Here is a 22,717-nt window from a genome sequence, read left to right as displayed (position 1 = left end):
ACAATTTGATCAGTAGGTTGAAGAAAATGTCGAAAATAGCAATATTAGCCGGTGACGGTATCGGGCCAGAAGTTATGGCGCAAGCAGAAAAAGTGTTGGCAACAGTAGCTGACAAGTTTGATTTTGAAATTACCACCAGTCGCTATGACGTTGGCGGCTGCGCCATTGATAACCATGACCAAGCTTTACCAGAAAGTACCATTAAAGGCTGTGAACAAGCCGATGCGATATTATTTGGCTCAGTTGGAGGCCCTAAATGGAGCGACTTACCACCAACCGAGCAACCTGAACGTGCATCATTACTAGGTTTACGGGGGCATTTTGGCTTATTTTGTAATATGCGCCCGGCACAATTACAAAGTGCTATGTCACATCTTTCGCCATTGCGCGCTGATATTTCTCAAGCTGGTTTCGACATTTTGGTGATGCGTGAATTAACCGGAGGCATTTATTTTGGTGAGCCGAAAGGACGTCAAAATCAGGGGCAAGCAGATGAAGCCGCCTTTGATACCATGATTTATTCTCGTAAGGAAATCAGTCGTATTGCCCATTTAGCTTTTCAAGCCGCACAGAAGCGTCGTAACAAGGTCATTTCAATCGATAAGGCCAATGTATTGGCATCTTCTCAACTATGGCGTGAAGTGGTTAATGATGTAGCAAAAGACTACCCCAACGTGGAACTTGAGCATATGTATGTAGATAATGCTGCCATGCAGCTTGTTCGTGACCCTGCACAATTTGATGTCATGTTATGTTCAAATTTATTTGGTGATATTTTGTCAGATATTTGCGCCATGATCACCGGTTCTATGGGCTTATTGCCATCAGCAAGTTTAAATGAAGCAGGCTTTGGTATGTACGAACCTGCTGGTGGCACAGCACCCGATATCGCAGGTAAAGGTATTGCCAACCCTATTGCACAAATTTTATCTGCAGCGCTAATGTTACGTCATAGTTTAAATCAAACTGAAGCTGCAACCGCTATCGAAAATGCTGTTGAGGCAACATTAAATGCCGGTAACTTTACCGGTGACTTATTAAGCGAAGAACAGCGCCACAATGCAAAATCGACCAACGAAATGGGCGATATTATTTGTCAATTCATCCGTGAGAACAACTCAGCACAAGGAGTAAACTAATCATGGCTAGTACCTTATATGAAAAATTATGGCAACGTCATGTCATTGAAGAAAAAGCCGATGAAACACCGTTAATTTTTGTTGATCGTCATTTGATCCACGAAGTTACATCGCCACAAGCGTTTGCAAATTTGAAATTTCATAACCGTGTTTTACGCCACCCAGAGCGCACAATCGCGACTATGGACCATAATATTTCAACGCGTTCCATCGAAATAAATGCCGCTGGTGAAGGCGCCGCTAATCAACTGCGCACTTTGGAAAAAAACTGTAAAGAGTTTGGTATCGAATTATTTGGCATGGGCCATAAAAACCAAGGTATTGTTCACGTTATGGGCCCTGAGTTGGGCTTAACCTTACCTGGTACAGTTATTGTTTGTGGTGATTCACACACTGCCACTCACGGTGCTTTTGGCGCTTTAGCTTTTGGCATAGGTACCTCCGAAGTTGAGCATGTTTTCGCTACTCAAACCTTACGTCAAACTAAAGCCAAAACCATGAAAATTGAAGTCAAGGGCCAAGTTACCGCAGGTATCAGTGCTAAAGACATCATCTTAGCCATCATAGGTAAAACTGGCAGCGCAGGCGCTACAGGATATGTAGTTGAATATTGTGGAGAAGCCATTGAACGCTTGAGCATGGAAGAGCGAATGACCATCTGTAACATGAGTATCGAATTCGGCGCTAAAGCGGGGTTAATTGCGCCAGATGAAACCACTTTTGCATATTTAAAAGGTAAAGAATACGCACCTAAAGGTGAAATTTGGCAGCAGGCAGTTAATGATTGGCAGCAACTAAAATCTGACAGCGATGCCACTTTTGATAGCTACTTAACACTTGATGCAAAAGATATTAAAACCCAAGTCACTTGGGGCACAACACCAGGGCAAGTAACTCAAGTAGATAGCGTAGTGCCTTCACCAGAAGACTTTACCGACCCTGTTGAGCGCGAGTCTTGCGTTGCAGCACTTAAATACATGGGCTTAACGGCTGGCACCAAGATTACTGACATTTCCATCAATAAAGTCTTTATCGGCTCGTGCACAAATTCACGTATTGAAGATTTACGTGCCGCCGCCGCCATCGCCAAAGGCCAACAGGTGTCGCCTAATGTCGATGCCATTGTTGTTCCTGGCTCTTACCGTGTTAAAGAGCAAGCAGAAGCAGAAGGTTTAGCACAAACTTTTATTGATGCCGGATTTGAATGGCGTTTACCTGGTTGTTCAATGTGCCTAGGCATGAATGATGATGTACTAACCGAAGGTGATCGCTGCGCATCAACGAGCAATCGAAATTTTGAAGGCCGTCAAGGCCGTGGCAGTCGCACCCACTTAGTCAGCCCTGAATTGGCTGCGGCCTCTGCTATTGCCGGACATTTTGTCGACTTAACAACTATTAGCCAAACGACTCAAGGAGCATAACATGGAAAAATTTACCCAACATAGTGGACTAGTCGTGCCTTTAGATGCGGCTAATGTCGATACCGATCAGATCATTCCAAAACAATTTTTACAAAAAACCTCAAGAGTTGGCTTCGGCCAACATTTATTTCATGACTGGCGTTATTTAGACGCGGCCGGTAAAGAAAACAATCCCGAGTTCATTTTAAACAGCCCTGAATATCAAGATGCAAGTATTTTACTTACCCGTGAAAACTTTGGTTGTGGTTCAAGCCGAGAGCATGCGCCTTGGGCATTACAGGAGTATGGTTTTAAAGTGATTATCGCCTCCAGCTTTGCCGATATTTTTTACGCCAACTGTATTAACATTGGTATTTTACCAATCACCCTATCAGAGGAAATTATTGAAACACTATTTCTGCAAAGTAAAAATGGCACTCAACAATTCACAGTAAACCTAGCCAATTGCACGGTAAATACTAAAAGTGCGGAGTATCATTTTAAGCTTGATGCTTTTCACCAATACTGCTTAGAAAATGGCGTTGATAGTGTCGGCTGGACATTGAATAAAATTGCCAAAATAAAGAGCTACGAAGCACAAATGCCAGCTTGGCAATAATGGTTTTGTCATGTACCATCAGCGATAAATTCTGATGGTACGTGAATTGGCCACAGACAGTTAATTCATGGGAAAATAACGACATGTCGGCCGATAAAACCTATACAGAAAAAAGTATTAATGTTGAACAATTAGCATTGGGCATGTATGTCAAAGCCGTTTTAAAAGGTAATGGTGAAAGAATTAATAATGAGGGCTACTTACTCTCCTCACGAAGTATAGAAAACCTACGCAATTCGGGCATAAAGGAATTGATTGTAGTACCGGAGAAAGCGAAGAAAGTAGAAAAAATAGATAAAGTATTTAGTGATATTACCGTGGTCCCTCCAAGCAACGAAAAGTCACGTTTCGCATCGCAAAAAAATAGTCATATTCCATTAGAGCAAGAATTACTAACCGCTAATAAGCTTTACCAAACCACAAAAACCTTGCAAGAAAAAATTATCGCCAATATTAAGCAAGAAACACAATTAAAGCTTTCAGATATCGAGCCAACCACTGATGCTATTGTCGCATCAATTTTTCGTAATCAAGATGCACTTTCTTGCCTCTCTAGAATAAGTAACAAAGGTAGCTACTTAATGGAACACTCAACTAGTGTCGCCATTTTAATGACTATTTTTGCTAAGCATCTTGCCATTGAAAAACGCGTAATTGAACAGCTAGCCCTTGGCGCTTTTTTGCATGATATAGGTAAAGTTCTGTTACCAAAAGAATTATTAACATCAAAACACCCTGTCGGTGAAAAAGAACAAAAGCTGCTCAATAGCCATGTAAAACTCGGTATTAACGTTTTACAAGCAACACCAAGTATTTCACATATCGCAGTAAAACTTGTACATGAGCATCATGAGCGCCTTGATGGCTCAGGTTTCCCTTTGGGTTTACAAGGAAAACAAATAGATTTATATAGCCGAATGATAGCCATTGTCGACAGTTACGAGGCTATGGTTTCGGGTCGACCAAATAAAAAAGCGATGTTTCCCATAAATGCGTTTAAAGCACTTATAGCGGATAGCCCTGATAAATTTGATGAAGAACTGATCGAAAAATTTATTCAGTGTATCGGTATCTACCCGGTAGGAACACTGGTTAAACTTAACAGTGGCAAAATAGGCTTAATTAGTAAACTTAACCAAAACAAGCCATTGCATCCACACGTGAAGGTTTTCTATAACGCTCGTCTAAACCAAGCTGTGGCAATTGAAGAAATAGATTTAAGCCGTTGTAAATATAAAGATCAGATCGATTGTTGTATTCGTCCAAACGAGTATAACCTCAATTTGTTAACATTCTTTAAAATGGCTTTCGGCGAATAGGAAAGCTTTTAACTGTTTTTACCAGAAAGCTTAGCTTTAACTATGCTAATTCCATGAAGATAACGCCGCCATGGTGAATTTTTCTCCGCGAAAGCTCAAAACAACTTCTTGTGGCCGTATTTCATTTAATAATAGTTCGCGGCCAATATAATCCCCTTCATAACGATCTCGGCCATTTACTCTAACCCAACCTTGGCCATCACTAGCATAAATATGCATTTCAAATTGTAATGAAGGTACGCCATCTTGCACCCAAGTAGGCATTTGCGTGAGTGAAGTTAAGTTCGCATCGGCGCTTTTTGGTCGCTGACTTGTTGATGGCTCAAATTGTTTAGTTTCTTCAATTGCTGATTGGAAGCTAGCCAAAAGCTCATCAGAAACACCGTCGGCAGCCTTAACAACGTAATCACTATTCTGTTGGTGCTTATCCCTGTTGTCAGTTGTGTTAGTTTCAACTAAATCGCTTGTAACAGCGATTTTATCTTCTTCTTGATTGAGCTCGCTATTAGTTGGAATGTCGACATCGGCCTGTTCAGCAATTGTTTGGGTTTGTTTGCTAACTATACTACTTTCTTCAAGAGTTCTTTTTTCAATATTAGTATTTTCAACCGGCTTTTCATCTGCCGCAGCAAGTTTTTCCAATTGTGGATTCACGGCTGTTTCTTGCTCAGAATTTTCTAAATTTTTCTCAATTGGCTCATTTGAACTATCTGTACTTTGCACAATATTCGTTGTCGGAGAATTAAGAGAACCTTGTGTTGTGCCCCACCATATTCCCGCCGACAAAACGATAGCTAACAAAACCGCTAAGCTACTATACTTAACCCATGCAGCTTGCCACCAAGATATTACCTGATACTCATCGCCAAGTGCGTCGTGGGCAGCCTGTAGTACAATTTTTCGATTCACGACTGCATTATTACTGTTATAAGCATTCATCAACGCTCGCTCTGCCAGTAGATTCATCAAACGCGGAATACCCTTACAGGTTTTATGAATGGCGTTCACCGCACTTTTGTCAAAAATACTGCGAAAACATTTTGCTACTGACAATCTATGTTTAAGATACTGCTCAACCTCTTGTTTATTCAAAGGTAATAAATGATATCTCGCGGTAATTCTTTGCGCTAATTGACGTAAATCGCGACGCTGCAACAGCTGTTGCAATTCCGGCTGGCCGATCAAAATAACTTGCAATAATTTCTTGGTATTAGTTTCCAAATTAGTCAGCAAACGCAGTTGCTCTAATACTTCTGGTTGCAAGTGCTGAGCTTCATCAATAATAAGCAGCGTATTTATATTTTCATTATGATTTTTAAGTAATTTTTGCTGAATCTTGTCCGTTAAGGTTTTTAAAGTTGCGCCAGTTTTACGATAGCGAATTTTTAATTCATCACACAAAGTTGCCAGCAACTCTTGGCTAGATAAGGTTGGATTAAGAATAAATGCCGCTTGAGTATTTTCCGGTAAATTTTCCATTAAACGACGGCTAATGGTGGTTTTACCTGTACCAACTTCACCAGTTAACAGTACAAAGCCGCCGGTATCACCTAAACCATAAGTCAGATGATTAAGCGCCTCGCGATGACGATCACTCATAAATAAATAATCAGGATTGGGCGCAATTGAAAATGGTTTTTCTTCTAAACCAAAATAACTTGTGTACATAGAAAATCTTAACTGATGAATCAACCCAATGAAATTAACCTGAACCCAATCATATGTCAAAAAGCAGCGGTAATTATGGTAAACTTTATCTGTAAATTTTTCTATATTATTCATTTTCAGAGGTTTATCTCCCTTAATGCAAAATATAATGCAATCTCTTAATTACTTTTTAGTTGGCGGCGCAGTGCGCGACCGGTTATTAAACCGAGATGTCGTCGATAATGATTATGTCGTTGTCGGCTCAACGGTAGAAGAAATGTTGCGATTAGGTTTTTTACAAGTAGGAAAAGACTTTCCGGTTTTTCTTCACCCTGAAAGTAAACAAGAATTTGCCTTAGCACGAACAGAGAGAAAATCAGGCCAGGGATACACTGGCTTTCAATGCGATGCTTCAACAAATGTTACACTTGAAGAGGACTTGCGGCGCAGAGATCTAACCGTTAATGCCATGGCAATGGATGAAAACGGCAAGATTATTGACCCCTATCAAGGTCAAAAAGATTTAAAAGATAAAGTGCTTCGTCACGTTTCTGAAGCTTTTATTGAAGATCCGCTACGAGTGCTGCGTGTTGCTCGCTTTGCTGCTCGTTACCATGAATACGGTTTTACTGTTGCACCAGAAACATTAGCGCTAATGACCCGGCTAAGTGAAAGTGGTGAGCTGTTAAGTCTATCTGGCGAACGAATATGGCAAGAAATGGAGCGAAGTTTAGCCGACGCCAACCCAACTGTTTTTTTTCAAGTGTTATATCAATGCCAAGCCCTTAAATCGCTTTGGCCTGACTTGCATAACTTATGGGGCATCCCAAATCCAGAGCGCTGGCACCCTGAAATTTGTACCGGCATACATACCATGATGGTATTGAAACAAGCCGTGCTATTATCGCCAAAAACGACCATTAGATTTGCCAGTGTTTGTCATGACTTAGGAAAGTCGCTCACCAAAGATGATACCTTACCCTCTCACCCAGGTCATGAAACTGCAGGGCTCCCATTAATCGAAGAACTGTGTCAACGTTTAAGAGTGCCAACCGCACACAAAAGCTTAGCACTAAAAGTTTGCCAGTTTCATTTACATGCACACAAGGCATTTGAACTTAAACCAAGCACGATTTTGAAGTTGTTTAACCAGTTAGATGTGTGGCGAAAAGCAGAGGAATTTGAAGATTTTTTATTGTGCTGTCAAGCTGACTTTACTGGTCGCTTAGGTTTTGAAAAACGAAAATATCCACAGAAGGAATTTCTTTACCAAGCCTCTGAATTATTAAAGCAAGTAACGGCAAAGCGATACGTAGAACAAGGCTTAAAGGGAATAGCAATTAAAGAAGCAATTGCCCAGCAACGACTAATTGAACTAAAAAACTTTAAACAAGGCTTTATTGAACACAACTCTATTTCCTAAAAGTGTTCATAAAATAAAACGTTAAGTTTTATTACGCTGATAAAGCTGATTTACCTTTAACAAAAAAGCCATATCAAATGATATGGCTTTTTAAATTTAACTTACTTTTAACAATTTTAGACTATTAAAAGTTGTAAGTCGCTTTAACGTAGTAGAAACCACCATTGTAATCAAATGGACCACTTTCGTAGTACTTAGCGCCTAACTGGCCAAACGACTCAGATGGTAACTTCTGAGCTTCTTGATCAAATATGTTATTCGCACCAGCTGATAGCGTAATACTGTCATTTAAGAAGTAGCTGACTTCCGCATCGACTGTTATCGCTGAATCAGCAATTTCGTTCCAACAACCAATAGCACAAGTATCATCAGCATGCGTTGCAAAATATTCACCGAAGTAGTTCACACGCACAAAGCTGGTTACACTTTCCCATGACTGAGAAACAGTAAACGTTGCACGGTGATCAGGCATACCTTCTTCTAGACGATGCACCTTACCTTCATCCGTCGTTAAAGGATTGAATTTATCAACTTCTGTTTCATTCCAGTTATAAGCTAATGACAATAAAGTATCGCCACCTAACAATTCCATAGTGTAGTTTGCAACCACATCAATACCTTGAGTGGTGGTATCGAAATCATTGGCAAAATACGTTACTGCAGAAATTAACTCAGGGTTTACAACACCTAACGCCTCAAGTGCGGCATGGTCTGAAGCTAAGACGTCGATTTGACTCGATTGTGCTAAACGGTCAGTAACTTCAATGTTGTAGTAATCAAGAGTAAAGAAGAAATCACCATCTTGATATACCACACCACCTGCAAAGCTTCTTGATTCTTCTGGTGTTAACTCTTTACCGCCATAAAATGCTGAAAGCGGATTTGTAGGTGGAGCCAAGAATGTTTGAATTAGCTCACCGTTAACTAATGATGTTTGCGTATTAACAACGTTTGCTTGACCTACAGTTGGAGCACGGAAACCAGTACTGTGTGACAAACGAACGGAAATTTCATCGTTAACTGTATATTGACCAGTTAATTTGTAGTTCGTAGTACTACCAAAAGTATTAAAGTCTTCATAACGAACCGCAGCACCTAGTAGTAAATCTTCTGTAATTTGTGCTTCCAAATCAACATAGGCAGCGATATTACGACGATCATTTCTACCTTGTGTTTCAGGGCCAAAGCCTTTAAAACCATGAGAGCCAATGTTAAAACCTTGGTCAGCATATGCGCCGGCCTTCCATGATGCTTCTTCGCCAGAAATTATCTCAAAGCTTTCTTCACGCCATTCAAGCCCCATAGCAACATTTAATGGTTCTTCTAAGCCCACTTCAACCCCTTTAACTAAATCCAAGTTAAAGGTTTTTTCCATCTGAATATAACTACCTGTTTCGAAATCAACAGGTGTTTCCAACCCTAAAGATGGATTGAGCGTATTCTTCAAATTAAATTTAGATTCGTTACGACCAACAGAGCCACTCAAATCAAAATACCAATCTTCTAAGAAGCCACTCTTAATATCACCACGTGTTCCCATGGTTAGTGAGGTATCTGTGATATTGCCACCAAATTGTGGAGTATAGCCACCAGGAAATATTTGGTTCATGGAGAAACAATTAGGATCTGCCGCCATTGCTTGATAATCAGCAGTATCTAAAACATTGCCGACATTCGAAGCAACTAACGAACTTGAGCCATCGCCATCCATCATAGTTTCAACATAAGCATTAGAGAAAGCACATGTCGCAACACCATCGGTTGCATAACCAACATCCCCCACTAATAATGTTTCGCCATCATCAATCGAGTAGACATTGCCACGATTATGTGGATTACGATAATAAAAACCACCGGTTACATCACGCTCAGAGTAGTTTCCGAACATATAAAATTCTTTATCATCACCTAAATCTAGGCCAACATTACCAAAAAAAGTGACATCATCTTCAATTTCTGGATTACCCCAAACTTGTGCTGGGTCGCTAACTGAGGTATTACCATTGTCAATTAGTCCTTGAGCATCTGGGCGTTGCACACTTCGGCTCGTTGCGTCAGCATTTTTCAGCTGAAAGCTTAAATTAACAAAACCATCGTCAGTAAATGGTAAACCTACATTGCCATCAATAACCGTGGAATCTCCGTCTCCCTCATAATATGAGCCTTGTCGAACAGAAATAGAGCCACCATCAGCATCATCTTTTAGCACGAAGTTCATGACACCGGCAATGGCATCTGAGCCATATTGTGCAGCCGCACCGTCGCGTAATACTTCAACTTGTTTCAAGGCAACAGAAGGGATAACTGAAATATCTGGACCTTGAGCACCGTCGTTAATTCCTCCACCTTGGAATGCAATAACTGACGCTCTATGACGACGCTTACCATTTAAAAGGACTAAGGTTGAATCTGATGGTAAACCACGCAGGTTAACAGGACGTATTAACGAAGCCGCGTCACTAATAGGTTGTGCCCGAGCGTTAAATGATGGAATTGCCCCAACCAACATGTCTAACATATCACTTGAAGCATTTTTACCAAGTTCATCGCCACCGATAATATCAATCGGTACCGGAGACTCAGCAACTGAGCGCGGAGCAGAACGAGAGCCTACAACGGCAATACGCTCTACATCATCGGTTTGTGCAGCTTCTTCGAAACCTGCGGCAAAGCTAGGAGCAGTTCCCAGCGCTAAGCCCACGGCAAGGGCTAACGTACCAGTACGAAATTTAGTAGACATGTTATTTCCTTCCTAATATTTGAATATGCTTTTTATATTTTTATATTTTTATATTTTTATAATGGCCAATTGTGCTTAGAACAGCGCTATCAACATACTTAATAATAGCGGGTATAAACCAAAAGGCTTGATTATTTATAAAACAGCTAAAAATGCTTTACAAGTAGGCAATTTTTCATTTCAACATGCAAAGCCCGACGAAATGAAATATTTAACAAAGATATACGAAACAAGGGTTAGACAAGACTGATAAATGTAACTATTCTGTAACCAGCACCCCATATGGCCTATATCAATTCATTCAAACACACAATGTGCGAAAAACTTCGTATTAAAATAAATATAAGCTGCATAATTAATCAACAAAAAAAAATAGAAATAATTTGAACTTTTTTTTAATGATGATAAAAATCACAATAAGTAGGGTTAAATAACCAGCAAAAAAGGTTAATAACATGTTAATTGTGGCATAACCAATTAGTCAAAAACTGATAAGATTTTGTCGTGAGTAAAATAACGAGTGTGAATTCTGGCAATAAAAAAGGCCCCTTATTTGGAGCCTTTTTCTAGCAATATAATATTAAACTAATCGGCCGCTAAAACCGTGGCATTGACTTCACCAAAACCAATACGGGCGGCGCCATCTTTTTTACACCAACCTTTCATGATCACACAATCGCCGTCTTCTAAAAATGTACGTGTTTCGCCGTTTGGCAAATTAATAGGCTCAGAGCCGGCATTAGATAATTCCAGCATAGAGCCAGCTTCTTCAGGATTAGGTCCAGATTGAGTACCACTACCAAACATATCGCCCGGCTGCAAATTACAACCATTAACGGTATGATGCGCTACCATTTGTGCCACAGTCCAATAAGAATCTTTAAAGTTTGATTGTGATAGCTGCACCGCTGATTGCTTAGCGTTACGCATAGTCTCTGTTTCGATAAGGACTTGTAAGTTGATATCGAAAGAGCCAAATTCACGGTTATGCGCAGACTCTAAGTACGGCATAGGCTGAGGGTCAGCTTCATCACGAGTCCATTGTGACTGATATGGCGCTAACGCTTCAGAAGTAACAATCCATGGAGAAATTGTTGAGGCAAAACTTTTTGATAAAAATGGCCCAAGAGGCTGATATTCCCAGCCTTGAATATCACGCGCCGACCAATCATTAAACAAACAAATACCAAAGACATGCTCTTCTGCGTTATCGATACTAATTGGCTCACCTAGCTCATTACCATTACCAATAAACACACCCACTTCTAATTCATAGTCTAAGCGTTTACATGGACCAAATGACGGCTCTGTTGCTGTTGGTGCTTTCGTTTGTCCCTTAGGACGCTTAAAGTCACTACCCGATACTTCAATCGAAGAAGACCTGCCATGGTAGCCAATAGGCACCCACTTATAGTTTGGTAATAATGGATTATCAGGACGGAATTTTTTTCCTACTGAAGTAGCATGATGAATCGAAGTATAGAAGTCGGTGTAATCACCAATTTGACATGGCAATGCATACTCAACATCTGCTTGAGCAACTAAACACTGTGCAATTTGAGCTTCTAATTCCGAACCTTGAGTCAAGGCATGAGATAACGCTTTACGTAAAGCGCTCCAGTATTGTTTGCCCATCGACATAAAGCTATTTAATTGCGTGTTACAGCAAGCTTCTAATGCTGCCTGTGCATCGCCTTCAAAAACGTTAAGCGCAAATAATGCCGCTAAATCTATAATCTGATCGCCAATGGCAACACCACCGCGATAAGCTTCAGTAGTTGATTTTCTCTTGAAGCTTGCAAATGGTAAATTTTGGATAGGAAAATCACAATTTTCATTGTTCGCCGATTCAACCCAGCTGCTTAGTGCAGGATTATGAGTTTCATTGAGTAAATTACTGTTAGACATTTGCTAAACAACTCCAGAATAAAAAAATGTAATGCGCGTTTAGGAACACGCGGATAAAAGGTTATGGCGGCAATATTACAACAAGCATCATCATAAAGGCTACGCCAACTAAATATACTTACCATTTAACTGTCAACAAATTGTTGCAGAAAAGAGTTTACAAGCATTTACTGCATAAACATCACCATTAATCCCCCCATTGCACAACAAAATGACAGGTATTGCTTTTTATTTGGCTAATTTTTGCTAAAATCCCGCCGGATTTATTTTGATATAAGTCACATTATCGTTTATTGCAAAAAATAAGCTTTTTCAATCTACAGCTCCTGATTTACTGTCAGGCTCGCTCAATGGGTCACATTATGAATAATATTACTGTTTGTGCTTTGTACAAATTTGTTCGACTAGAAAACTTCTCAGCATTAAAACCAACACTATTAAGTGTGATGGAAGAAAACCAAGTTAAAGGCACCTTGCTATTAGCACTTGAAGGTATTAATGGCACAATCGCGGGCTCTAAGGCCGGTATTGATAAAGTACTTGAATTCCTCAACGCTGATGAACGACTTGTCGGTGTATCTTATAAATGCTCTTACCATCAAGAAAACCCGTTTCAACGTACAAAAGTTAAACTGAAAAAAGAAATAGTGACTATGGGGGTTGAAGGCATTGATCCTAACCTTACCGTTGGTACCTATGTAAAACCTAAAGATTGGAATGCATTGATCTCCGATCCAGAAGTTTTACTCATAGATACTCGTAATGATTATGAAGTTGAAATTGGTACCTTTGAAAATGCCATCAACCCCAATACCGAAACCTTTCGAGAATTTCCAGAGTATGTCGCTAAAAATCTAGACAAAACTAAGCATAAGAAAGTTGCTATGTTTTGTACTGGCGGTATACGTTGTGAAAAATCAACGGCATACCTAAAAGAACAAGGTTTTGAAGATGTTTATCATCTTGAAGGTGGCGTGTTGAAGTACCTTGAAGAAGTTCCAGAACAAGAAACCATGTGGCAAGGTGAATGTTTCGTCTTTGATGGTAGAGTGGCAGTAAATCACAGCTTAGAGCGCGGCCAATATGACCAATGTTTTGCCTGTCGCTACCCGATCACCGAAGAAGAAAAAACCAGCGAACATTACGTAAAAGGTGTTAGCTGTCACCGTTGTTACGACAAATACAGTGATGAGCAACGTAGTCGTTTTCAGGAGCGCGAAAAGCAAATTAATTTAGCTAAAGCGCGTGGCGAAGAACATATTGGTGGCGAAATAAAACACGCGATTGCTGAGCGTAGAGCCGAGAAAAATGCGAGCAAAGAGGCGCAAAAAAGTTAATCTCACCTGAGCTAGCTCTTTTCATCAATCAAGTAATCAGCCTGCAAGTATGCGGGCTTTTTAATACCCCCTCAATAATGTAAAGAAACCGATTAATTATGCTTTCAGATAAAGTCATAGAGTAGAGAGCTGTGAGCGTTACGCTAATAAACTTAAGGTAATAAAAAAGCCTTAACATTTTACTGTTAAGGCTTTCTGACCTCCCTAAGGAGTAATATGGTGCCTTGACCCGGAATCGAACCAGGGACACGAGGATTTTCAATCCTCTGCTCTACCGACTGAGCTATCAAGGCATTATCTAAATCAACAAAGCACTTAAATTACTAGGCTTTTGTCTTAAAAGAGGCGACATAATATAGGGATTTGACTATGCTCGCAAGCCATTTTGTTAGTTTTTCTATAAAAATATTAACTAAAAACAAACAATAAAAAAGCCAGCTAATAAGCTGGCTTTAATCAATGATTTTATATTCTGGGTATTAGCTAAATATCGCTTTCATTATCCAGAAGAACACAATTGATAGACCTGCACCTACAGGTAAGGTAATTACCCAAGACACCACAATATTACGGACCACGCCTAAATTGATTGCGGCAATACCACGAGCCATACCAACACCCAACACAGCACCAACTAAGGTTTGTGTTGTCGAGATTGGTAAACCAGCACCTGATGCAATCACTACCGTACACGCTGCTGCTAGCTCAGCAGCAAAACCACGACTTGGCGTTAAATGAGTAATACCTTGGCCGATAGTTGCGATAACCTTATGACCAAATAATGCAAGACCCGCAACAATACCAAAGCCACCTAATGGCAGAATCCACCAAACAAGCGCTGACTTCTTCGCGATTTCGCCACCATTATCAACAATACTAACAACTGCAGCTAATGGTCCAATAGCGTTAGCAACGTCATTTGAACCGTGAGCAAATGCCATACAACATGCCGTTACTATCATCAGTATTGCAAACACTTTTTCAACATTCGCATAATGAGTCGTTTTTGCTGCTGAATCATCAAATTTCAAACGGTTAATAAAGACTTTACCTATCATTGCGACAATAACCGCAACGACAATAGCGTAAATAAAGCCATCAGCTGTTGGTACATTTAAGCCTAAATGCTTTAAGCCTTTTTTGATAGTAACTAAAGACAACACAAAACCGGCAAGGAACATATAAAGCGGTACCCAACGACGAGCCTGCTCTAGTGGTTTTTCAGTATCAAAAATTAATTTTTGTGCACTATTGAAGATTAAAAATGCAATCACGCCAGAGATAAGTGGTGTGATAATCCAACTACCGACAATACCACCTACTTTGCCCCAAGCAACAGTATCCGGGCTAACACCAATAGCGGCAAAACCTATGATAGCGCCAACAATTGAGTGAGTAGTCGATACCGGCCAGCCGAGAATGGATGCAACTAACAACCATGTTGCCGCGGCAAGCAGAGCTGAGATCATCCCGTAAACAAGGAGTTCAGGTATATCAACAAAAAGCGCTGGGTCAATAATGCCCTTACGTATCGTTGATGTTACTTCACCGCCAGCTAAATAAGCACCAGCGAATTCAAAAACCATTGCGATAATAATCGCTTGTTTAATGGTTAATGCTTTAGAGCCAACCGATGTTCCCATTGCATTTGCAACATCGTTTGCACCTATGCCCCATGCCATAAAAAAACCTACGGCAGCAGCGATCATGACTAATGTAGAGCCATTTGCGATTAAAATATCCATGGATGACCCTTATTTTCTAGCCAAAAGAATTTCTAAACGAGCACCTACTCGTTCGGCTAAGTCAGCTAAGTCGCCAACCCAATCAATGATTTGATATAAAAACATTACGTCAACACAATTCAAATCTTTCTCAATTGTGAGTAAATCTTTACGTAATTTTATTTGCATACCGTCTGTATCATCTTCAATTTCGTCAAGTTGGCTGATCATTTTATTAACCAATTCTACTTCACGACCACGAAATCCAGTTTCTAATAAGTCATCCAATTCATTAATCGCATCAGCTGCTTTTTCTGCGGCATCAACGCTACGCGCAACATAAGCAACAAACTGCTCTTGTAATTCAACAGGTATGGTTAGCTTACGTCCAAATATGCGACCGGCAATATCTTTTGCGCGGTTAGCTATTTTGTCTTGCTGAGTTAATAACTCTAATAAATCAGCACGATCGACAGGCATAAATAAACCACCTGGCAGCTCTAAACGAATTTGACGCTTTAAATCATCAGCATCTCGTTCCAATTTAGAGATTTTCGTACGAATTTTTCCTGCATTACTCCAATCTTCTTCCGTTACAGCGGCGAAGAAAGGGACTAGTTGATTACAACACTTTGTTACCATTCGAATATGTTTTTCTAATGGTTTTATTGGCGATTTTGCAAATACACCAAGTATTGAATTTCTGGCCATAATTTTTTTCCAGGAGCTTACGCTCTTTATTGTTATTCGCCGCGGATATTAAACCATTTGAAAGTTAATTCAAATGATTTAACGCAAGATCACGGCTGTTTATAGAATGATTGGTTATTATGAGTTCACTTAAAAGTATATACATTATTTGGCGATAGCAAACCATATTTCATTGCGCAAACAACTGACGTAATAGTAATGTCAGCTACTCTGCCATTTTCGTCGCTACTTTGTCGCTAAAGCTCAATATCAGCTATGATAAAGACTGCACGTCTTCGCGTGTAATATGGCGAACATCCTTGCCTTTAATGAAATAGATAATGTATTCACAAATATTTTGACAACGATCACCAATTCTTTCCAATGCTCGTGCCGACCAAATTACACTCATGACCTGTGGTATAGAGCGTGGGTCTTCCATCATATAGGTCATTAATTGACGCATTAATGCTTCATATTCTCGGTCAATTTTATCGTCACTTTTATGCACTTTCACCGCGGCGTCAAAGTCCATGCGGGTAAAAGCATCAAGTGTCGCTTGTAAAAAGGTTAAAACATGACGCCCTAAGTTGTCTAAGTTGGATAATAAATCTTTGTGCTTGCCTGATAAGCTTTCTAGCGTCACGTTAGCTATCTTGCCAGCTTCATCACCAATACGTTCTAAATCAGTAATGGTTTTAACAATTGCCATAACTAAACGCAAATCACCTGCTGCTGGCTGGCGCTTAGCAATAATGCGCGTACATTCATCATCAATGCTCACTTCGGCATTATTAATTTGATAATCATTATTCAATACTTTTTTAGCTAACTCTTCATCGGCATCACATACTGATGCCAACGCGTCGGCCAATTGTTTTTCAACTAAGCCACCCATGTGCATAACATGATTAATAATACGTTCTAAGTCTTCGTTAAATTGGCCAGAAATATGACGACCAATATTTAAATTATCCACGGTAAAATCCTCTGTCTATGGTCAGTGCAAACGGTTAATTAACCGTAACGGCCAGTTATATAATCTTCAGTCTTCTTCTTTAACGGGGTAGTAAATAAAGTGTTAGTGTCACTATATTCAATCAAATCACCCATATACATAAACGCCGTTTGATCTGAAACCCGTGCGGCTTGCTGCATGTTATGCGTCACAATAACCACAGTAAACTGTTTCTTTAAATCATTAATCAGCTCTTCAATGGTTAAGGTTGAAATTGGGTCAAGTGCTGATGTTGGTTCATCTAACAGCAATACCTCTGGCTCAATGGCTATCGCACGCGCAATAACTAAACGCTGTTGTTGACCACCAGAAAGGCCTAAAGCGCTGTCATGCAATCTATCTTTTACTTCGTTCCAAAGTGCTGCGCTACGTAATGATTTCTCAACCGCCTCATCTAATACTCGACGATTGTTTTCACCAGTAATGCGCAAGCCATAAACGACATTTTCATAAATTGATTTTGGAAATGGATTCGGACGTTGAAACACCATGCCGACTTTACGGCGTAATGCCGCAACATCAGTATGACGGTCATAAATGTTTTCACCATGAAGGTTTATTTGCCCCTCAATTTTACAGCTATCAACCAAGTCATTCATTCGGTTAATGCATCGTAATAACGTCGACTTACCACAACCACTTGGGCCGATAAATGCTGTTACCTGCCCTTTTGGGATCGACATAGAGATGTTTTGCAATGCTTGCTTATTACCATAATATAAATCTAGATTCTTAATCTCAAGCGCCACTTGTTCTGGCGAAAGGTTGTTAAGATCGAGTTTAACTTTTTGCTCTGATAAATTTTTTGGCGTAACAGAAATCATAGTGTTCTCTTTAAATCTTGCTCTGTAATTGGGCTTTAAGCCGTTAATCTTTGTCGTTGTGCTTAATCATCTATTAAGCACTTTTCATATATTTTTAAGCGCTAATTATTGCAAAGTAATAAGGCGCTAATGCTCTAACATGCGGTACTTTTCACGCAAGCGGTTACGAATTGAAACCGCGGTCATATTCAAGGCGACAATAATACTGACTAGCAATAATGCCGTGGCGTAAACCAATGGTCTTGCTGCTTCAACATTCGGGCTTTGAAAACCAACATCATAAATATGAAAACCTAAGTGCATAAACTTACGATCTAAATGCAAGAACGGGAAGTTGCCATCAAGCGGTAAATTCGGCGCCATTTTCACCACACCCACCAACATTAGTGGCGCCACTTCACCAGCAGCACGTGCTATGGCCAAAATAATTCCGGTCATAATTGCCGGACTGGCAATCGGTAAAATAATACGCCATAAGGTTTCAGCCTTTGTTGCCCCTAGTGCTAAACTGCCATGTCTCATCGCCGAAGGGATACGTGACAAGCCCTCTTCTGTCGAGACAATAACCACAGGTAAGGTCAAAATGGCTAAGGTAATAGCAGACCACATAACCCCTGGCGTACCAAACGTAGGACTTGGTAAGGTTTCAGCATAAAATAACTGATCTAAGCTGCCACCAACCATATAAACGAAGAAGCCTAAGCCAAATACGCCATAAACAATGGACGGCACACCCGCAAGGTTAATAACAGCAATACGTAATAATTTAGTTAACGCATTATTTCCTGCGTATTCATGCAAATAAATAGCAGCAACAACACCTAACGGTGAAACAATCACAGTCATTAACAAAACCATTAGCACAGTACCGAAAATGGCTGGAAATACGCCACCTTCAGTATTCGCTTCGCGCGGGTCATCGCTAATAAATGATGCTATTTGGCTGAAAAACAGCTTAATTTTACCAAACACGCTCAACTTATTGTTAAAGCTAATTTTTAAAATATTTTCAAAATTAACGGTAACTTTTTGCCCATCCATGGCACGCATAACAATTTGATCACGTGAGATTTTTTCGCGCAAGCCCATTAATGCATGCTCTAACACTTCATAATCAGCTCTTAAACTGTCAACAGTATTTTTAAACTCAAGCTGCAATTCAGCAGTAAGCGTACCGTCAAGTTTATGCTTACGCTCTTTTAGACGTATACGTTCAATTTGATAGTTTATCGCACCAATATCAACTTTTTGTAGCTCTTCCATTTGTTCTTGAAATTCACTAACGCGCTCAACCAATGCCGGCATTTTATCAACACCAACACTGCGACCATCGAGAATAATTTCTTCAATGTAGCCGTAGAAGTTGCCGTTAGTGCGACGTTCTATCACCACAACGTCTTCAGGTAATGTTCGCTTATTGATTTGAGGAACCAGTATCCAACGAAAATCTAAACTGACTAATTCGCGGTTGCCGGTTTTAATTAATAACCGTTCAATGGACTCGGCAGAAGCATCTAAGTCTAAATTTAAATGCGCTAATTGTGACGTTGGAATACTTTCACGGTCATAAATTTCACCTATCACCGTGATGTTTTTACCCTGCTCATCTGTCATTTCAAACTGATGAATATCAGCGGGCCAAAAATAACTTAAACCACGCGAGGCAATCAACCACAGTAAGCCGATGACCGAAATCAAACTAATGCTTACACCACCTGCCGATAACCAAACCCAAGGAGAGCCAGATTTAAACCAATTATTCATGTTACTGTCCCTTCTTACAACGAGCTATATTTTTCACGCAAACGCTGACGAACAAACTCAGCAAGCGTGTTAAATACAAAAGTGAATACAAACAATACAAAAGCCGCTAAAAATAGAATGCGATAATGAGAACTTCCCACTTCCGACTCTGGCATTTCTACAGCAATATTAGCGGCAAGTGTTCTCATGCCTTGGAAAATACTCCAATCAAGAATCGGTGTATTACCGGTTGCCATTAATACAATCATGGTTTCGCCTACTGCTCGTCCTAGCCCCATCATTACCGCGGAGAATATGCCAGGACTTGCTGTAAGCAATACCACTTTAATTAAGGTTTGCCATTGTGTAGCACCAAGCGCTAACGAACCGCTGGTCAAATGCTTAGGCACACTAAAAATTGCATCTTCAGCCATTGAGAAAATAGTTGGAATAACCGCAAAGCCCATGGCGATGCCGACAACGAGTGCATTTCGTTGATCAAAATTAATACCTAAACCATTAGTAATAAACTGTCGTACATCGCCACCAAACATATGCAATTCAAGCACTGGCGATAAAGCAAAAGCGGCATAGGCGGCAAGGGCAATCACCGGAATTAAAATAATCGGCGCCCATGTTTCTGGTATTAAGGTTTTCGACTCTCTCGGCAGTTTGTGCCAGGCAAATGCAGTAATAAATACTGATGTCGGTATAAAAATTAATAGCAAGAAAATCGCAGGTAAGTAAATTTCAATAATAGGCGCTAACCATAATCCCGCCAAGAAACCTAGAATAACGGTCGGCAATGCTTCCATTAACTCTATGGTTGGCTTAACTTTTCGGCGCAATCCTGGCGTCATAAAATAAGCGGTGTAAATTGCGGCAGTAAGTGCAATAGGCACAGCAAATATCATTGCGTACATTGCCGCTTTAATGGTACCAAAAGAAATAGGAACTAAAGAAAACTTCGCCTCAAAGTCATCTGAGCCTGATGTTGACTGCCAGATAAACTCGGGCTCGGGGTAACCTTCATACCAAACTTCTTGCCATAACGCTTGCCAAGTCACCTCTGGGTGTTCATTTTCTACCGAGAAAATTGCCAATGCTTGCTCTGAGAATATCACTAAGCCATCAGCGCGAGGCGCAATAGCAAATGCTTGTGCATTACCTTGATGTAGTTGGCCACGCCATAAGTCAGCTTCACTGGTGGTATAAAACATCCCCATTTCACCAGACGGTGTTTCAGTGTAAAAGCTTTTACGATATTGTTCGGTATAAATTGCCGTTACTGGCTCATTGTCGCTAACTTTAAAGTGACGAATTTTCTTAAACTCACGCCCTTGTTCCGTTGCCACTTCAAACCATTGGCTAACTTCCCCGTTGTCATCACCCAGTAAAATTGAACTGCCGCCTGACAACAACGCCATCGAGGTAATATGATTCGGCGTTGATTTATTTTGTGCTAGCTGTGGAATAATAGTCGCTTTTAATTCACTTTCTTCAGCGAGTGAATAAACAGCAACCTGATCCGCTTGACGAACAAACACCATAGCTAAATCTGGCGTCACGAGAATGTCGTCAACGCTTGTTGCTACATAGTCAATTTCTTGATATTCAGCTTCAAATTCAGGATCATAATTAAAGTCATCTTCCGCAATCAAGCTGGTTTTGATCAGTCGATTATCTTCAGTAAAAGCAACAAAAATAGCTTTTTCATCATCCATCGCAAACGAAAGTTTCTGCAATGGAACATTATTTTCATCAATAGGTAAGTATGCTTCACCTAGCGGATAACGAACGCTCGGAATAATCTCTCTTTCGCCACTATCAAAATTAGCAGTGAAGTTAGGAGCAACAAGCTGCACGTTACCGGCACTATCAAGTAAGAGTTTTTGCTCTTGGCCAATATTAATCAACTGAGTTAATTGTTCACCATCAGCAACTAATTGTTGTGAGTGAATTTTAGTGCCTGCTTTATTATGTGCACTATCAACTAATTGATAAAAGTTTATAAGCCCATGCTCAGTAATGCTATAGGCGACTTCTTTGAGTTCATCAACACCGGTTGCTAGAACTTTTTCAGATTCAGCAATAACAAATTGAGCATCAGGCTCAACCTTAGCCGATTCAAATATAGGTTTAATCACATACAGTAAGTACATGAAAATCAACACTAAGGTAAACAATACGCTAATACCACCCAGTGTAATAACCCATTTTGCTAATGAGTTTTTTACTGTCCGATAATTTGCTGATTTGGAAGCAATGGCCACTTAAAAATACCTTCAACTATGATAACTTTTATAACTGCAGCGATTATAAGACAGTTGTGTGACACTTTTGTGACAATAGAAATTAATCTAATTTTTCGCCTAGTTTTCCTACAAACATTGCTGAATTATCATAGCTATAATATGATTTATTAAATACTTAGCTTGCTTATTCAGGAAGAGATCAAGATGGCAATCAGTCAAATAATGCGTCGTAATTTAATCACATTAGACATGGATGATACCTTAAGTGATGCTAAGGGATTATTTGAACACCACGATATGCATCATATCTTGATCACTGAAGAGGGTAAATTAACCGGTGTTATCACCGATCGTGACTTACTTCAACATCTCAGTCCCACTATAGGTACGCGTAAGGAAACACCGCAAGATACTTTTATTCTTAATAAAAAAGTTCACTTAATAATGAGCCGAAATATTATTAAGGCCAGTGCTGATATCACCCTAAATGAAGCGGTACTCATTTTCTATGATCATCAAATATCTTGTATTCCTGTGGTCGATGAAAAAAACCATCCTATTGGTATTATCACCTGGCGCGATATAATTAAGGTTATTGCCGTACAATATCGCAAAAAAAATCAGCCTGATGGTAAAAACTAGTTATCTAAGCTAAAACTCAAGCTTAAAAAATGACTATTCACCATAAGAATGAGTGAACTATGGAATCGACTGACATAGCATTGAATTCAACCTTATATTTCAACCTAATGTTGTTAACCGATATTAGGGGCTGTTGATCTTTGTTTATTAATTCAGCTGAGAATTAAAATTGCCTTAATTAAGGCGAAAATGGTGCAATTTAGTCATCTAAATCAGTCATTTTCAACGCACAGTAAGGCAATTTTAGACTCAGCCCTTTGGGCAATGACTATTTTTAACGCTAGCAGCA

16 protein-coding genes and 1 tRNA gene are annotated in these 22,717 nt (G+C 39.9%); 7 read left to right on the top strand and 10 right to left on the bottom strand.

The genetic code is table 11. From position 1 onward, the window contains the following. Window positions 1-26 precede the first annotated feature (26 nt). The 4 genes from leuB to AC27JP_RS13680 all read left to right on the top strand — a co-directional run bounded on the left by leuB (window position 27) and on the right by AC27JP_RS13680 (window position 4,477). Complete coding sequence (gene leuB / locus AC27JP_RS13695; RefSeq protein ID WP_487116010.1) at window positions 27-1,139, top strand: 3-isopropylmalate dehydrogenase; 1,113 nt, start codon at window positions 27-29, stop codon at window positions 1,137-1,139. A gap of 2 nt (window positions 1,140-1,141) precedes the next feature. Then, entirely contained in the window at window positions 1,142-2,560 is a 1,419-nt protein-coding gene (leuC, locus tag AC27JP_RS13690; protein ID WP_487116008.1) for a 3-isopropylmalate dehydratase large subunit, read from the top strand. A gap of 1 nt (window position 2,561) precedes the next feature. Beyond that, window positions 2,562-3,158: a 3-isopropylmalate dehydratase small subunit gene (gene leuD / locus AC27JP_RS13685; protein ID WP_487116006.1), complete on the top strand. Its 597-nt coding sequence runs from the start codon at window positions 2,562-2,564 to the stop codon at window positions 3,156-3,158. An 83-nt stretch (window positions 3,159-3,241) separates the two neighbouring features. Then, window positions 3,242-4,477 carry a cyclic di-GMP phosphodiesterase gene (locus tag AC27JP_RS13680; RefSeq protein ID WP_487116004.1) on the top strand — a complete coding sequence of 412 codons (1,236 nt, stop codon included), beginning with the start codon at window positions 3,242-3,244 and terminating at the stop codon, window positions 4,475-4,477. Window positions 4,478-4,522: 45 nt separating this feature from the next. Here AC27JP_RS13680 and AC27JP_RS13675 read toward each other — a convergent pair whose 3' ends face one another. Then, window positions 4,523-6,145 (bottom strand): AAA family ATPase, encoded by a 1,623-nt coding sequence (locus AC27JP_RS13675; RefSeq protein WP_487116002.1) that lies wholly within the window; start codon window positions 6,143-6,145, stop codon window positions 4,523-4,525. Window positions 6,146-6,293: 148 nt separating this feature from the next. Between AC27JP_RS13675 and AC27JP_RS13670 the strand changes: the two genes are divergently transcribed. Then, a complete protein-coding gene (locus tag AC27JP_RS13670; RefSeq protein ID WP_487116000.1) occupies window positions 6,294-7,547 on the top strand; it encodes a multifunctional CCA addition/repair protein in 1,254 nt (417 codons plus the stop codon). 124 nt (window positions 7,548-7,671) lie between these two features. On the opposite strand, the gene AC27JP_RS13665 is transcribed toward AC27JP_RS13670, so the two are convergent. Then, the gene (locus AC27JP_RS13665) at window positions 7,672-10,287 is read right to left on the bottom strand and encodes a TonB-dependent receptor plug domain-containing protein (protein ID WP_487115998.1); all 2,616 of its coding nucleotides are present in this window, start codon (window positions 10,285-10,287) and stop codon (window positions 7,672-7,674) included. 585 nt (window positions 10,288-10,872) lie between these two features. Continuing rightward, window positions 10,873-12,195, bottom strand: a complete 1,323-nt coding sequence (gene fahA / locus AC27JP_RS13660) for a fumarylacetoacetase (protein ID WP_487115996.1) — start codon at window positions 12,193-12,195, stop codon at window positions 10,873-10,875. Between the two features lie 362 nt (window positions 12,196-12,557). On the opposite strand from fahA, the gene trhO reads away from it, so the two are divergent. After that, entirely contained in the window at window positions 12,558-13,532 is a 975-nt protein-coding gene (gene trhO / locus AC27JP_RS13655) for an oxygen-dependent tRNA uridine(34) hydroxylase TrhO (protein ID WP_487115994.1), read from the top strand. Window positions 13,533-13,749: 217 nt separating this feature from the next. Here the strand turns inward: trhO and AC27JP_RS13650 are convergent. The 7 genes from AC27JP_RS13650 to AC27JP_RS13620 form a co-directional block, all read right to left on the bottom strand. Then, window positions 13,750-13,825 (bottom strand) — tRNA-Phe (locus AC27JP_RS13650). Window positions 13,826-14,011: 186 nt separating this feature from the next. After that, window positions 14,012-15,277 carry an inorganic phosphate transporter gene (locus tag AC27JP_RS13645; protein ID WP_487115992.1) on the bottom strand — a complete coding sequence of 422 codons (1,266 nt, stop codon included), beginning with the start codon at window positions 15,275-15,277 and terminating at the stop codon, window positions 14,012-14,014. A 9-nt stretch (window positions 15,278-15,286) separates the two neighbouring features. Continuing rightward, the gene (locus AC27JP_RS13640) at window positions 15,287-15,967 is read right to left on the bottom strand and encodes a TIGR00153 family protein (RefSeq protein ID WP_487115990.1); all 681 of its coding nucleotides are present in this window, start codon (window positions 15,965-15,967) and stop codon (window positions 15,287-15,289) included. Window positions 15,968-16,220: 253 nt separating this feature from the next. Next, window positions 16,221-16,925: a phosphate signaling complex protein PhoU gene (gene phoU / locus AC27JP_RS13635; RefSeq protein ID WP_487115988.1), complete on the bottom strand. Its 705-nt coding sequence runs from the start codon at window positions 16,923-16,925 to the stop codon at window positions 16,221-16,223. Between the two features lie 38 nt (window positions 16,926-16,963). After that, window positions 16,964-17,788, bottom strand: a complete 825-nt coding sequence (gene pstB / locus AC27JP_RS13630) for a phosphate ABC transporter ATP-binding protein PstB (protein WP_487115986.1) — start codon at window positions 17,786-17,788, stop codon at window positions 16,964-16,966. 126 nt (window positions 17,789-17,914) lie between these two features. Next, window positions 17,915-19,552, bottom strand: a complete 1,638-nt coding sequence (gene pstA, locus AC27JP_RS13625; RefSeq protein WP_487115984.1) for a phosphate ABC transporter permease PstA — start codon at window positions 19,550-19,552, stop codon at window positions 17,915-17,917. A gap of 14 nt (window positions 19,553-19,566) precedes the next feature. Beyond that, window positions 19,567-21,693 (bottom strand): phosphate ABC transporter permease, encoded by a 2,127-nt coding sequence (locus AC27JP_RS13620; RefSeq protein ID WP_487116527.1) that lies wholly within the window; start codon window positions 21,691-21,693, stop codon window positions 19,567-19,569. A gap of 297 nt (window positions 21,694-21,990) precedes the next feature. Here AC27JP_RS13620 and AC27JP_RS13615 point away from each other — a divergent pair, with 297 nt between their 5' ends. Next, entirely contained in the window at window positions 21,991-22,428 is a 438-nt protein-coding gene (locus AC27JP_RS13615; RefSeq protein ID WP_487115982.1) for a CBS domain-containing protein, read from the top strand. Window positions 22,429-22,717: the final 289 nt, after the last annotated feature.

Source organism: Colwellia sp. SU-HH01172 (assembly GCF_057553355.1).
This window is presented reverse-complemented; position numbering and strand designations above follow the sequence as displayed.

Excerpts from the sequence above, each read along its gene's own strand:
- AC27JP_RS13675 (WP_487116002.1), bottom strand. The coding sequence starts at position 6,145 with ATGTACACAAGTTATTTTGGTTTAGAAGAAAAACCATTTTCAATTGCG.
- pstB (WP_487115986.1), bottom strand. The coding sequence starts at position 17,788 with ATGATTTCTGTTACGCCAAAAAATTTATCAGAGCAAAAAGTTAAACTC.
- AC27JP_RS13670 (WP_487116000.1), top strand. The coding sequence starts at position 6,294 with ATGCAATCTCTTAATTACTTTTTAGTTGGCGGCGCAGTGCGCGACCGG.
- AC27JP_RS13645 (WP_487115992.1), bottom strand. The coding sequence starts at position 15,277 with ATGGATATTTTAATCGCAAATGGCTCTACATTAGTCATGATCGCTGCT.
- AC27JP_RS13615 (WP_487115982.1), top strand. The coding sequence starts at position 21,991 with ATGGCAATCAGTCAAATAATGCGTCGTAATTTAATCACATTAGACATG.
- AC27JP_RS13640 (WP_487115990.1), bottom strand. The coding sequence starts at position 15,967 with ATGGCCAGAAATTCAATACTTGGTGTATTTGCAAAATCGCCAATAAAA.
- leuD (WP_487116006.1), top strand. The coding sequence starts at position 2,562 with ATGGAAAAATTTACCCAACATAGTGGACTAGTCGTGCCTTTAGATGCG.
- leuB (WP_487116010.1), top strand. The coding sequence starts at position 27 with ATGTCGAAAATAGCAATATTAGCCGGTGACGGTATCGGGCCAGAAGTT.
- fahA (WP_487115996.1), bottom strand. The coding sequence starts at position 12,195 with ATGTCTAACAGTAATTTACTCAATGAAACTCATAATCCTGCACTAAGC.
- AC27JP_RS13680 (WP_487116004.1), top strand. The coding sequence starts at position 3,242 with ATGTCGGCCGATAAAACCTATACAGAAAAAAGTATTAATGTTGAACAA.
- pstA (WP_487115984.1), bottom strand. The coding sequence starts at position 19,552 with ATGAATAATTGGTTTAAATCTGGCTCTCCTTGGGTTTGGTTATCGGCA.
- AC27JP_RS13620 (WP_487116527.1), bottom strand. The coding sequence starts at position 21,693 with ATGTACTTACTGTATGTGATTAAACCTATATTTGAATCGGCTAAGGTT.
- leuC (WP_487116008.1), top strand. The coding sequence starts at position 1,142 with ATGGCTAGTACCTTATATGAAAAATTATGGCAACGTCATGTCATTGAA.
- trhO (WP_487115994.1), top strand. The coding sequence starts at position 12,558 with ATGAATAATATTACTGTTTGTGCTTTGTACAAATTTGTTCGACTAGAA.
- AC27JP_RS13665 (WP_487115998.1), bottom strand. The coding sequence starts at position 10,287 with ATGTCTACTAAATTTCGTACTGGTACGTTAGCCCTTGCCGTGGGCTTA.